Source organism: Paraburkholderia aromaticivorans (assembly GCF_012689525.1).
In the GTDB taxonomy this organism is placed as follows: Bacteria; Pseudomonadota; Gammaproteobacteria; order Burkholderiales; family Burkholderiaceae; genus Paraburkholderia; species Paraburkholderia aromaticivorans_A.
This window is the reverse complement of record NZ_CP051516.1, coordinates 2206738-2220118: the sequence shown is the minus strand read 5'-3', so window position 1 is coordinate 2220118 and position 13381 is coordinate 2206738. Positions and strand designations below refer to the sequence as shown.

Sequence of the window (13381 nt, the reverse complement as noted above, 5' to 3'; positions counted from 1 at the left end):
ATGAAAAAACTGCTTTTCGCCTTCAGCGTTTCCTCTTTAATGGTCGGCACGGCCAGTGCTCAAAGCACCGTCACGCTGTATGGAATCGTGACCGGCAATGTCACTTACTCGAACAACGCGCAAACCGCTGCAACGCCGGCGTCCGGCAGACCGAGGGGCGGCTCGCAAGTAGCGCAGTTTGACAACGGTTCATCGGGGTTGTCCTCGAGCCGCTGGGGCCTGAAAGGCGTGGAAGATCTGGGCGGCGGATTGAAGGCCGTATTCCAGCTCGAAAACGGCTTCAGCGTGAACAACGGCACAATCGGACAAGGCGGCACGTTGTTCGGCCGCCAGGCCTGGGTCGGCGTGAATGCCGCACGCTACGGTACGTTTACGTTGGGGCGCCAGGCCGATACGTCGGTGGAGTTCGTGTCGCCGTTGATTCACGGCTGGTATTGGGGCAACCTCGCCATCCATCCCGCTGACTACGACAATCTGAACTTCACGCACCGCATCAACAATTCGCTCAAGTATCTTTCCGACTCTTTCAACGGATTCCGCTTCGGTGCGTTGTACAGCCTGGGTGGCGTGGCCGGTAATGTCACGCAGAATCAGCTTTGGTCCACGGGCGCGAGCTATACCGGCGGAGCGTTCGCGATCGCTGCGTCGATCGTCAATGCGCGCAATCCGAATACCTCGCTATACGGCACCAACGCCAATGCTAGCGCCACCGGCAATAACCTCGGCTCCGCCGGATCGGCGACGAGCGCCGAGTCCAATCCGGCGATCGCCGGTTTCGCCTCGGCCAGCACGCAACAGACGATTTCCGTGGCGACAACGTATACCGCGGGCGGTGCAATCTTCGGCGCGGCTTACTCGACTACACAGTTCCGTGGACTGGGTTCGAACTCATCGCTGAATACGCTGCACTACAACGGCTCGCCAACGCTGAGCACCGTCAGCGCGAGCTTGCGTTATCAGGCGACACCGTTCCTGCGCTTCGGCACATCGTTCGACTATACGGCGGGAGGCAGCGTAAGCGGCAAGGAAGGCGCGAAGTACGAACAGTTGAATCTTGGCGCGGCGTATTCGCTTTCCAAGGCCACTGACGTCTATGTGACGGGTGCTTTTCAGCACGCTAGTGGAACCGACTCGCTGGGGCGCCCCGCAGTTGCGGCAATCGGGTATCTGACACCGTCTGCAACGAGCAAACAGGTGGCCGTCTCGGCCGGTGTGAAGCATCTGTTCTGATGCATCTGTTCTGATGCATCTGTTTTGATGCGACGTGCCTCGATTGGATTCTTGATCGAGGCACGTTGTTTTCCGCGTCGCGTCAGGACGTTACGCGGAATGGCTCGCTCTCTTTCCTAACTGGCTCCGTCAATGCACTTTAGGGAACCCGTGACGCTGCGCAAGCAGATCGAGAATGCGGCGCGTGTCCGTCACGAAGCGTTTCTCGCCCACGGTCTGTGCATCGGCAGGCGCCGGGTGCTCGTCGCCGAGAATCAGCACGGGCAGACTCTGGTGCTCCGCATCGAGTGCTTCGATCACCGCGGCGCGCGGACGCGGGAACGGCAGCCGGCGAATCTCCAGGCGCGCGTTGAGCGCCGGATCGCTCGCGAGCAAACCTTCAATGGGCGCCCCGTCCGGGCAGATGAAACGCTCACCGGGATGTTTCGGATCAGTAAATCCCGGTTCCAGCAGTAACAGCAAATCTCGGCTCATGGTGTGCAACGCTCGTAGTGGATGAATGGATGGCGACGCGCTTTTAGAACACGCGCCCTTCGGTCAGATGCGTGGTTACCCCGTTCAGTTCGTAATCGCCGATCACGCGGGCTTTGTGCAACAGCGGGTTGTGGCTGAAGATCGTGCGCAGATTGCGCCAGTGCCGGTCGAAATTGTGTGCGCGCCCCGTGGCCGAAGCACCGCCGATCTCAAACAGACGCTCGCCAGCATACAGCGCCAGCTTGCTCACCACGAGTTGGGTTTTGGCGGTGGCCAGCGCCCCTTCCAGCACCCGTTCTTCCGCGTTGGCCGCGCCGCTGTGAATCGCATTCGCCGAACGGTCCAGGGTGCGCGCGTTCTGCGCGACCAGCGCGTCGATCGACAGACTGTGCGCCGCAAGATCGCCCACCACCTGCTGCACGAACCCGTCCTCGCGTGCGGAAGGCGCCGGGCTATGCAGCACCGGGCGGCCATATTGCGTGACATAGCGCCGCGCATCTTCCACGATGTTGCGCACGATGCCCGCAGCGACCGTCACCAGATGCAACTGCCTCACCGCGCTGCCATGTCGTCCGGCGAGACTCGTATAGCCGCGCGTCGCGATCTCGTGAGAAAAAACCTGCACGTTGTCGAGTACGAGGCTGCCACTCGCCGTCATGCGTTGTCCCATGCCGTCCCAGTCGTCGAGCACTTGCACTCCTTCGCGCGACACCGGAATGACGATCGACACTTTCTCGTCGTTCTCGTCCTGCACGTTGATCCGCGCATAGTCGGAAAACGCCGTGCCAGTCGAATAATATTTCTTGCCTGTCACGCGGAAGTGCTCGCCGTCGCGCACCAGTTTCGTCGCGATTTCGCCCGGCCTCGAGGTGCCGAGTTCCGTCGACGCACCGCCGAAGATCGCCCCTTTTTGCACGCGTTCGATCTGCGTGTCGTTGAAGGCCGAGCGCGGCGACAACAGCAATTGCTCGGTCAAATCGAAGTGAATCCGCAAGGCATGCGCGACATTCGATTCATGCGCGCCCAGCTTGGCGATCACATGAAAGAGATCTTCCAGCGAACCACCGAGGCCGCCCCACTCCACCGGAAAACGGAGCACACCCAAACCGGATTCGCGAAACAATGCGAAGCCGTCGAACGGCAACTCGCGCCGCACTTCACGTTGCGCGGCGTCTTCGCCGATCGCCTTGGCCAGCGCCGGCAACGCGGCGAGTGCCGCCTGAAGCTTTGCCCGCGCTGCGGTGTCCTGAGAGACCTGCATGCGTTGATTCCTTGTTAAAGCGCACGGATCGCACCGGATCCGGCTGTTAGCGTTGGGAGCGTGATTCAGCACACGCTTAGAGCGTGCGCCGATTTGACGAGTCAGTATAGGGACGCGGCACGTCATGCAAAACCAGCGAATCGAGCTATGGATATGCGCGATTCTGAAATGCGCGCCGCTGATAGGGACCGGCGAATCGCTCCAGCCTCGACTGGATTTCCAAATGCCCGGGGCACAGCCACGCGCGCGGAATAAACCCAATCAAGCCGTTGAAGAGCGACGTTCAGGCCGACGCAGCCCCAGGTTCTCACGCAGCGTGCGGCCCTCATACTCCTCGCGAAACAGGCCGCGTCGCCGCAATTCGGGCAGCACCAGTCCGACGAAATCGGTCAGGCCGTCCGGCAGCACCGGCGGCATCACGTTGAAGCCGTCGGCCCCGTGATTCACGAAGCGCTCTTCGAGTTGATCGACGATTTGCGCCGGCGTGCCGACCAGTTGCCAGTGGCCACGCGCGCCCGCCACCCGCAGATAGAGTTGGCGAATCGTGAGATTCTCGCGGCGGGCCAGTTCCAGTGTCAGCGACTGCCGGCTCTTGCTGGCATTCGTTTCCGGCAGTTCCGGGATCGGACCGTCGAGTGGATACTCCGAGAGATCGAATCCGCCCGTCAGTCCGGACACCAGCGCGAGGCCGACCTTCGGATCGACGAGCGACTGCAACTGGTCGAATTTCTCGCGGGCCTCGCTTTCGGTGCGGCCGACGATCGGCAGCACACCCGGCATGATCTTCAGATCATCCGGATCACGGCCATAAGCTTGCATGCGCCCTTTCACGTCCGCGTAAAAAGCCACCGCGTCCGGCAGCGTTTGCTGCGCCGTGAAAATCACCTCGGCCGTTCTGGCCGCCAGGTCGCGGCCTGCTTCGGACGATCCCGCCTGCACGACGACCGGATGTCCCTGCGGAGAGCGCGCGACGTTCAACGGCCCCTTCACCTGAAAGAAGCGTCCTTTGTGATCGAGCACATGGCGCTTAAGCGGGTCGAAGAAACGGCCTTCCTGTTTGTTGCGCACGAATGCGTCGTCTTCCCAGCTATCCCACAGTCCCGCAGTGACTTCGGCGAATTCGGCGGCACGCGCATACCGCTCCGCATGGTCGAAATGCTTGTCGCGGTTGAAGTTCTTCGCCTCATGCTCGCTCGACGACGTGACCAGATTCCACCCCGCACGTCCTGCGCTGATGTGATCGAGCGAGGCGAATTTGCGGGCGATGTGATACGGCTCGTTGAAACTCGTCGAAGCCGTGCCGACCAGGCCGATGCGCTCCGTCACCGCCGCCAGCGCCGACAGCAATGTGATCGGTTCGAACTGCGCCACATAGCTGTGCGCCGTGCGGCTCAGGAAGTCGACGTCGTCCCCGCGCGTGCCCACGCCGTCGGCGAGAAAGATCAGATCGAACTTCGCCGCCTCGGCTTGCTGCGCAAGCTGGACATAGTGACGGAAATTGACGCCGGCGTCGGCCTGCGCCTCGGGATGACGCCATGCCGCAATATGATGCCCGGCGGGATAAAGGAAAGCACCAAGGCGCAGATGTCCGCTACGTTTGCTCATGGAGGTTCGGGAAAGTGAATTGAGAAGTGGGTCGGGCGACTTATCCGATTCTCGGTGCGTGCCGCGCATCTCGCCACGAACAAATCCATCGATCCATATTCGTCAGTGAACTAACGAAATCAAACCGAAAGCATGATCATTATGAGGGGGCCATTTGAATGATCACCGTCTCGTTGAACGGTGCCCAACTACACGAACCGATGACGAACTCACCGCGCCATTCCACCTACGGCGCTATGCAATCGACAATCCGTTGTTAGCGTTTTAGCAAATGGCTTCGCATACTCGTCAGCCACTCACCTGAGGAGTTCGCCCCGCATGTCCCTTTCACTCGACCACATCGTGATCCGCGTGCAGGATCTCGAACAGGCCATCACCCATTTCAGCGCGCTCGGCTTTACGGTGCAGCGCGGCGGCACGCACGCCGACGGCGCCACGCACAACGCGTTGATCGGTTTCGCCGACGGCAGCTACTTCGAACTGATCGCCTTTCTGCGCGACGCGCCCGAGCATCGCTGGTGGGACGCCGGGCATAGCGTCGGTGATGGCTTCGTCGATTTCGCGCTGCTGCCGCAATCGGTCGGCGCAACGATCGATGCGGCTCACCAGCGCGGGCTTCTTTACGACGGCCCCATCGCCGGCGGACGCGTCAGGCCCGACGGCGAACGACTCGAATGGCAGATCGGCAAACCGCCTGTTGCCGACTTGCCTTTCCTTTGCGGAGATCTAACGCCGCGCCGTCTGCGCGTGGCCGAAGGCGACGTGCGCCACCACGCGAACGGCGCAAGCGGCGTCGCGAACATCACGCTTGCCGTGAACGACGTGGAGGCGAGCCTCACACGATATCGCGCGCTGCTCGGTGAATTTAACGTGCAGCGTGCGCCGCTGCCGGGCTACGGCATCACGATTGCCATCCTGCCGCTCGGCACGACCACGCTGACGCTGATAAGCCCTGTGCGCGCGTCTCACGAAGCCGCAACGGGCCTCGCATCCGACGTTCGCAAACACCTGGCCACACGCGGCGAAGGCGTCTTCGCCGTCGCACTGCAAACGCAAGCAAACGACGCCGCTCGCGAGCTTTCCCGCGAACTCACGCACAGCGCGACGCTCGAACTCGTCGCACGCTCCTGATCGCGCCAATGCGCGTATAGCGTCCCGCAGCGTAAAACGCGGGACGTTACCTCTTTTTACTCACGACGCGGTTTCCGCCGCAAGCGTTCCGCCAAGATAAGCATCGCGAATCCGCTGATCGCCGAGCAATTCGCTCGCGGTGCCGGACAACACCACGCGACCGGTTTGCAGCACATATCCGCGATGCGCGATCTGCAGCGCGAGACTCGCGTTCTGTTCGACCATGAAGAACGTGATGCCTTGCCGGTTGATCGTCTGGATCAGTTCGAGCACCTTGTCGACATAGAGCGGCGACAGGCCCATGGTCGGTTCGTCCATGCAGACGAGTGCGGGCCGGCTCATCAGCGCGCGCGCCATGGCCAGCATCTGCTGTTCGCCGCCGGAAAGCGTGCCGGCGCGTTGCGTCAGCCGTTCCTTCACGCGCGGAAAGAGTTCGAGCATGCGCTCGTAATCCTCCGCGATACCCGCGCGGTCGTTGCGCGTGAAGGCGCCCATCAGCAGGTTTTCGCGCACCGTCATGTCGCCGAACAGCCGGCGTGCTTCCGGCACGGAAGCGATGCCGCGCCGCACGATCTGCGAGGTCGGCAGGCCGTTCAACGGCTTGCCTTCGAAGCTGACCGTGCCGGCTCGTGGCTTGTGCAGGCCGAGAATGACCTTCATCGCCGTCGATTTGCCGCTGGCGTTGCCACCCAGCAGGCTCACGACCTCCCCGCGTCCGATGCTGAGGTTCACGCCGAAGTGCACCTGGATCTGTCCATAGAACGTGTCGATCCGATCGAGTTTCAGCAACGGCTCAGTCATGGCGGGTGAGGTGGAAGGTAATTCGTTCGATGAAACCAGATGCAGGCTCGGGGTATTCATGGTGCTATTCATGCGGCGGCCGTCTCGCTTCGACCGGCCTGCGCGCCGACCTGCCGGTGCCCAAGGTACGCTTCGATCACGGCCGGATCGTTACGCACCTCGTCCGGTAAACCCGACGCGATCTTGCGGCCGTCGTCGAGCACGAGCACGCGATCGGAAAGCCGCATCACGAGATCGAGCTTGTGTTCGATCAGCAGGATCGTCAGGCCCTCGCGCTTGAGTTCGAGAATCAGTTCGAGCATCTCCGCGGTCTCGGACTCGTTCATCCCGGCAGTCGGTTCGTCGAGCAGGAGAATACGCGGACGCAGCGCCAGCGCGCGCGCGATCTCGACGCGCCGGCGGTTCGCGTAGGACAGGCTGTGCGCCGGTTCGTCGATGCGCGGCGCAAGCCGGGTACCGAAGCGCGCCAGCAGCGCCGTCACTTCTTCGCGCAGCTCGGCGTCCTCGCGGCGTACCGCTGCGGGCCCGACCAGCGCGCGCAGCACTTCGGCGAATGCGCCGACCACGGGCCAGCCGCGCCGCGTCGTGGCAAGACGCGCGTGGGCGCCGATCAACACGTTGTCCAGCACGCTCAGGTTGCCGAACACCCGTCCATGCTGGAACGTGCGCGCGATGCCGCGCGCGGCGAGCCGTTCCGGCGCCATGCCGGTCACGTCCTCGCCGCCGAAGCGCACTTCGCCCGCGTCCGGCGTGTCGATTCCCGTGAGCAGATTGAAGAGTGTCGACTTGCCCGCGCCGTTCGGTCCGATCACGCTCACGCATTCGCCGCGCGCAACCGACAGATTCACTTCGTCGACGGCGACGAGACCGCCGAAGCGGCGCGTCACGCGACGCACGTCGAACAGAATGTCCGCACTGCTGGTGGAAGTAGAGGTCATGGTCGTCTCCGTCATACCGCGCCGAACAGGCCCTGCGGCCTGAAGCGCACCAGCAGCAACAGGATCACGCCGTAGATCAGCATCCGGTAATCGGCGGCAAAGCGGAACAGTTCGGGGAGGCTGATCAGCGCGATCGCGCCCGCCACCGCGCCGATCACGCTGCCGAGGCCGCCGAGAATCACCATCGTCAGCGCGAGGATCGACACCTGCGAGTCGAAGGTCTGGTAGTTGATATAGCTATACAGATGCGCCGAAATGCCGCCGCCAATACCCGCCGCCAGTCCGCCGCATGCGAAAGCGATCGCCTTGTAGCGGTTGGGGCGTATGCCGTAAGCGCGCGCGGCGACGTCGTCCTCGCGAATCGCGCGCCACGTGCGGCCCAGATGCGAGCGCAGCAGCCGCACCTGCAGCAGCGCGAGCAGAACGAGCACCGCAAGCGTGAACCAGTAAACGGCGCGCACGCCCGTCAATTGCCAGCCGAATAGCGATAACGGCGGAATGCCGGTGATGCCGACCGGACCCCGCGTCAGGCTGTCCCAGTTGAGCACGACGAGACCAATGATCTCGCCGATACCGAGCGTCGCGATCGACACATAATGTCCGCGCAGCCGGAACGACGGATAGACCAGCAGCGTGCCGATCGCCGCGGTAATGAGACCGGCGAGCGGAATCGTCAGCGCGGGCGACCAGCCCAGGTTCACCGACAGCAGCGCCGACGCGTAAGCACCGATCAGCAGCAGCGCCGCGTGGCCGAGCGAGATCTGCCCGACAGTCCCCGCGACCAGCGTCAGGCTCAGCGCAAGCAGCCCATAGATCCAGCCGTTGGTGAGCGTTTGCAGAACGTATGAGGAAGGCGTCGCGAACGGCAGCACGAACGCGAGCGCCACCACCGCGACGATCACGCGGCGCGGAATCCGGACCGCGCGGCGATTTGACAGAAACGTGCCCGTCAGCGGCTCGGGCGGCAGCCGGCGGTTCGAACTGAAAAGTCCATTGGGCCGCCACACGAGAAACGCCAGTAACAGCACGAACGCGAACAGGTCGCGATAGCTCGTGCCGAACAGCGCAACACCATAGCTCTCGACGAGACCCAGCAGCAGGCTCCCTGCGATCGCGCCCGGCACGTTTCCCAGTCCGCCGATCAGCAATGCGACAACGCCCTTCAGCGTCGCCTGAAAACCCATCGCGGGATCGATGCTGTTGTAGTACATGCCCACCAGTAGCCCGCTCAAACCACCGAGGCCGCACGCGATCGCGAACACGGCCTGATTCACGGCATTGACGTTGACGCCCATCTGCTGCGCGGCGTCGCGATCCTGGGCGGTCGCGCGGACGGCCCAGCCAAGTCGCGTGAAGCGCAGGAACACGTAAAGCACGGCCGCGGCGCCGACGCCGATCGCCGCGATCAGCAAATCGAGCGAGCCGAGGGTCGCTCCGCCGATCGAGAGCGTCCATTGCGGCAGCGGACTCGGCACCGGACGCGGGTCGGGACCGAAGACGATCTGCGCCAACTGGTCGAGTACGAAACTGATACCAATGGTGGCGAGCAGCGGCGCGATGCGCGCGGCGCCCTGCAACGGCCTCAAACCGATCCGCTCGATCACGATACCTAGCAGCGCGCAGCCCGCGACGGTCGCCAGAAGCGCGACGGGCAACGGCAAGCCGAGCCGCGTCAGACACAGCCAGCCGATAAAGCCGCCCACCATGTACACCGAACCGTGGGCGAAGTTGATCAGATGCGATACGCCGAAGATCAGCGCAAGGCCGACCGCCAGCAACGCATAGATATTGCCGACGATCAGTCCGTTGATCGTGTAGTCGAACCAGGCAGTCATGGCGTGTCAGTCCCGTGGCGCAACATGTTCGTGCGTTCGATCATTGCGCGTGCACGGCGCTGGCGCCGTCCCACAAGGCGAATTTCCCGTCCTTGACGACGAGGTCGAGATTCTTCGCGCCGGCCACACGGCGCGTCTGCGGATCGAACTTGAACTTGCCGAAGATCACACTCGGCACGTCGCTGATTTTCGAAAAACCGTCATGCACAGCGGTACGGTCCGCGCCATAGCGGCGAATCACTTCGCTCGCGAGAATCATCGCGTCGTAGGCGCGCGCGGCGAAGGTATCCGGCTCGGCGCCGTACTTCGCGCGGTAGCGCTGCACGAAGCTCTGCACTTCCGGGCGCGGGTCGCCAGGGAAGAAATTTGATTCGGTATAGACGCCGTTCACTGCGGCACCGCCCAGATCGATGAACTTCGGCGAATACACGGAGCCGACCGCCGCGATCGGCGTGCGCACACCCGCCGCGCGCGCCTGGCGAACGATCTGCGCACCGTCGGAGTAGTACGAGATCAACACGATCGAGTCGGGTTCTTCACTGCGCACGCGCGTGAGCGTCGCGCGAAAATCCTTCTCGTTCGGCTGATACGCCTCGGCCGCGACCACTTGCGCGCCGTTCGCCACGGCGGCCTTCGCGAAGATGTCCTTGCTCGTGCGGCCCCAGTCGGTATTCAGATAGAGCACCGCGATCTTTTTGAAGCCGAGCCCTTTGGTCACGTAGTGGGCGAGCATCGGCTGTTCTTCCGCCTGGCTGATTGCCGTGCTCCACATATAGTCGCCACCCTTGGTGAAGTCGGGATGCGAGTTGGTGAAGCCGAACTGCACGAGACCGGCGCGCTGGTAGACCGGCGATGCGGCCATCGATGCGCCGCTCGACAGATCGCCCAGTTCGAGCAGGATGCGTTTGTCGTCGACGAACTTCTGCGCGATGGCGACCGCCTGACGCGGATCGCTGCGGCTATCCTCGAAGTCGTAGCTGAGCGGATGGCCGTTGATGCCGCCGTTGCCGTTGATCTGCTCGAGCGCGAGATCGAAGCCGCGCTTCCACTGCTCGCCGTATTGCGCGTCCTGACCGCTGAGCGGTCCGGTCACGCCGACCCAGTACGGATCGGCCGCGTTGGCCGCGGGCACGGCGGCGCCGAATGCGATCGTCAGTGCGCCGGCCAGTTGCAGCAGTGTGCGGGCGGCGCCGCGCTTGTTGGTCCACAGAATCGACATGCTGTTCTCACGCCATGAAATAGAGTGAGCCGATGTAACCATGTCGCCCGGAAGCGGGCCAACGAAGATAAGCGTCAAAGCTTATTCCAGCGCGAGCGCAAAGCTTATGAAAAAAAATCGGCGGACAACCCGCCGAAGCTCGTGTGGAGTGCGGTCAATCGCACAAAACCCCTTATTTCATGGGCTTTTTATTGATCTCGGACTGCAGCCGACCCATCGCCAGATTTCGCTTGCGCGTCAGCGCACTGCAACTTCCGTCAAATGCATAGCGGAATTTATTATAAGAATCGTGCATCCAGGCGCCTCTAGAATACACCCATCACATGGACGAGGCATTGCATGGAACTGCATCAACTCGAAGCGTTTTCGGCGGTCATGTCGACGGGCAGCATCACCGGCGCCGCCCGCTTGCTCGGCCGCTCGCAACCGGGCGTGACGAGAATGATCCAGGATCTCGAACAGGAGATCGGCTATGCGCTGTTCGACCGCAAAGGACCGCGTGTCACGCCGACCGGTCGTGCGTTTCTGCTGTATGACGAGGTCGAGCGCTCGCTGATCGGGCTCGACGCGATCCGTGCGAGCGCGCGCGCCATCGGCCGTGACGAGTCCTTGCCGTTGCGCGTCGTTGCGACGCCCGCACTTGCGGCGGCGTTGGCGCCACGCGCGCTCGCGCAGTTGGCACAGTTGGCACAGTTGGCGCAAGGACACGCACAGGGCCGCACACACACCGGCGCGCAGCTGCGCAGCGCCTCCGCCGAGCAGGTGGTCCAGGCCCTGCTCTCGCGCGCAGCCGACGTCGGCATCGCAACGCTGCCGCTCGATCATGCGGCCCTCGACGTGCACTACATCATCGAAGCACCGTGCGTGGCGGTCCTGCACCGCGACGATCCGCTCGCGCAGCATGCCGTGCTACCGCTTGCCCAGCTTGCCGGCCAACCGGTCGCGACGTTGGCGAACCGCTATCGGCTGCGAAACCGGATCGATCGCGCGTTCGACCAGGCCGGCATCGAGCTTAACGTGGCGCTGGAAACGAACGCGTCGCTCAACGCGATGATGGCGGCGCAGGAAAAGCTCGGCGTGGCCATCGTCGATCCGGCGACGGCATTCGGCATGCGTCTCGCCGACGTCGAAGTGAGACCGCTCGACGTGCCCATTCCGTTTCTGTACGGCGTCGTCACGCTGTCGGGCCAGCCGCGCACTGGCGAAGTGGACGCCATGATCGACGCGCTGGCTAACGTATCGCACGCACTGCTGCCGGGCGCCGTGCGGCACGCGGCGTCGCAACACGGCGCACTGGTCGCTCACGATCGCGCTGGAAACGCCGACGACGACACCTCTTCTACTCACCGCGACACCGGAGTCACGGCATGACCGCAACGCATCCTCCACACGCCGCCGACGGACTGGCCGCGCTCGAAACCCGGCTTCGCGAAGACCTCGACTGGCTCGAACTGCCCGCGCCTTCCTGGGTGCCGGCGCGCAGCGTCGATGCACAACGCGTGCTCGACGTCGCCATCATCGGCGCCGGGATGGCGGGACTCACAGCGAGCGCCGAGTTGCGGCTGCTCGGCATCGACAACCAGCAACTGTTCGATCAGGCGTCGGCGGGCAACGAAGGCCCGTGGGTCACGTATGCACGCATGCAGACCTTGCGCTCGCCGAAACAGTTGACCGGCCCCGCGCTGCGCTTGCCCGCGTTGACCTTTCGCGCGTGGTACGAAGCGCAGTTCGGCCGCGAGCAATGGAGCGCGCTCTACAAGATACCGCGCGCGCAGTGGATGGATTATCTGCGCTGGTATCGCCGCGTGCTCGACCTGCCGGTGCGCAACGAGACGCGCGTTGTGAAGCTGCATACGCGCAGTGACGGCCTGCTCGAACTCGATCTCCTGCACGGGCCGTCCGGCGACAGCAGTCACACGCGGCGCGAAACCGTGCGGGCTCGCCACGTCGTGCTCGCTACCGGACGCGAGGGCCTCGGCGGCCCGTTCATTCCTGACGTGGTCCGCGACCTTCCGACGCGTCTCTACGCGCACTCGTCCGATGCGATCGACTTCGCCGCCTTGCGCGGCAAACGTGTCGGCGTGGTGGGCGCGAGCGCATCGGCGTTCGACAATGCCGCGAGCGCGCTCGAAGCCGGCGCCGCGCAAGTCGATCTATTCGTGCGCCGCGATGCGCTGCCGCGCATCAACAAGCTGACCGGAATCGGTAGCCCCGGACTCGTTCACGGTTTCACAAGTCTGCCCGACGCCTGGAAGTGGCGCTTTCTGCACTATTCCGCACGAACCCAAACGCCGCCGCCGCGCGACAGCGTGCTGCGGGTCGCGCGACACCCGCAGGCGCGGCTGCATCTGGCCAGTCCGCTCACCCAGGTGGCTCACGAAGGCGAGACGGTCGTCGTTGGCACGCCGAAGGGCCGTTACGCGCTCGACTACCTGATCTTCGCCACCGGCTTCCATTCGGAGATCGACACGCGCGACGAGTTCGCCCTGATCGCGCCGCACGTGCGCCGTTGGCGCGACCGCTTCACGCCCGCGACCGATCTACCGAACGACGACCTCGCCAGTTCCCCGGACCTCGATCGCAATCTCGCATTCCAGGAGCGTATTCCGGGTAGCTGCCCGGCACTCGCGCGCATCCACTGCTTCAATCACGCGGCGAGCCTGACACACGGCAAGATCGCCGGCGACATCCCCGCGATCAGCGACGGCGCGCAACGCCTCGCACGCGCGATCACCGCGATGTTGTTCGACGCCGACCGCGAGACGCATTTCGCCGCGTTGCAGGCGTTCGACACGGCCGAACTCGCCGGCGACGAATGGGCCGATGCCGATGCCGACGCGCGTCCCATCGACACCATTGCCTGACCACTCCTTCTCACGGACCAACA

Annotated in this window: 11 protein-coding genes; 4 read left to right on the top strand and 7 right to left on the bottom strand. The window is 63.7% G+C overall.

What is annotated here, in order from left to right:
* Complete coding sequence (locus tag HF916_RS38050; protein WP_168793894.1) at positions 1–1230, top strand: porin; 1230 nt, start codon at positions 1–3, stop codon at positions 1228–1230.
* Between the two features lie 129 nt (positions 1231–1359).
* On the opposite strand, the gene HF916_RS38045 is transcribed toward HF916_RS38050, so the two are convergent.
* The 3 genes from HF916_RS38045 to HF916_RS38035 form a co-directional block, all read right to left on the bottom strand.
* On the bottom strand, positions 1360–1704 hold the full coding sequence (locus HF916_RS38045; protein WP_168793893.1) for a DUF3088 domain-containing protein: 345 nt from the start codon (positions 1702–1704) through the stop codon (positions 1360–1362).
* A gap of 43 nt (positions 1705–1747) precedes the next feature.
* Complete coding sequence (locus tag HF916_RS38040; RefSeq protein WP_168793892.1) at positions 1748–2965, bottom strand: acyl-CoA dehydrogenase family protein; 1218 nt, start codon at positions 2963–2965, stop codon at positions 1748–1750.
* A 261-nt stretch (positions 2966–3226) separates the two neighbouring features.
* Positions 3227–4570 (bottom strand): LLM class flavin-dependent oxidoreductase, encoded by a 1344-nt coding sequence (locus tag HF916_RS38035; protein ID WP_168793891.1) that lies wholly within the window; start codon positions 4568–4570, stop codon positions 3227–3229.
* Between the two features lie 318 nt (positions 4571–4888).
* Here HF916_RS38035 and HF916_RS38030 point away from each other — a divergent pair, with 318 nt between their 5' ends.
* The gene (locus HF916_RS38030; RefSeq protein ID WP_168793890.1) at positions 4889–5701 is read left to right on the top strand and encodes a VOC family protein; all 813 of its coding nucleotides are present in this window, start codon (positions 4889–4891) and stop codon (positions 5699–5701) included.
* 60 nt (positions 5702–5761) lie between these two features.
* Here HF916_RS38030 and HF916_RS38025 read toward each other — a convergent pair whose 3' ends face one another.
* Genes HF916_RS38025 through HF916_RS38010 form a run of 4 tightly spaced genes read right to left on the bottom strand, consistent with a single transcriptional unit; the run spans position 5762 to position 10494 of the window.
* Complete coding sequence (locus tag HF916_RS38025) at positions 5762–6562, bottom strand: ABC transporter ATP-binding protein (protein ID WP_168793889.1); 801 nt, start codon at positions 6560–6562, stop codon at positions 5762–5764.
* 8 nt (positions 6563–6570) lie between these two features.
* On the bottom strand, positions 6571–7440 hold the full coding sequence (locus HF916_RS38020) for an ABC transporter ATP-binding protein (protein ID WP_168793888.1): 870 nt from the start codon (positions 7438–7440) through the stop codon (positions 6571–6573).
* An 11-nt stretch (positions 7441–7451) separates the two neighbouring features.
* Positions 7452–9275, bottom strand: a complete 1824-nt coding sequence (locus tag HF916_RS38015) for an ABC transporter permease (RefSeq protein WP_168793887.1) — start codon at positions 9273–9275, stop codon at positions 7452–7454.
* Between the two features lie 40 nt (positions 9276–9315).
* Positions 9316–10494: an ABC transporter substrate-binding protein gene (locus HF916_RS38010; protein WP_168793886.1), complete on the bottom strand. Its 1179-nt coding sequence runs from the start codon at positions 10492–10494 to the stop codon at positions 9316–9318.
* A 339-nt stretch (positions 10495–10833) separates the two neighbouring features.
* Here HF916_RS38010 and HF916_RS38005 point away from each other — a divergent pair, with 339 nt between their 5' ends.
* Both HF916_RS38005 and HF916_RS38000 read left to right on the top strand, forming a co-directional pair.
* Positions 10834–11865, top strand: a complete 1032-nt coding sequence (locus HF916_RS38005; protein ID WP_168793885.1) for a LysR family transcriptional regulator — start codon at positions 10834–10836, stop codon at positions 11863–11865.
* A complete protein-coding gene (locus HF916_RS38000) occupies positions 11862–13358 on the top strand; it encodes an NAD(P)-binding domain-containing protein (RefSeq protein WP_168793884.1) in 1497 nt (498 codons plus the stop codon). Before HF916_RS38005 ends, HF916_RS38000 begins: the two co-directional genes overlap by 4 nt.
* Positions 13359–13381 lie beyond the last annotated feature (23 nt).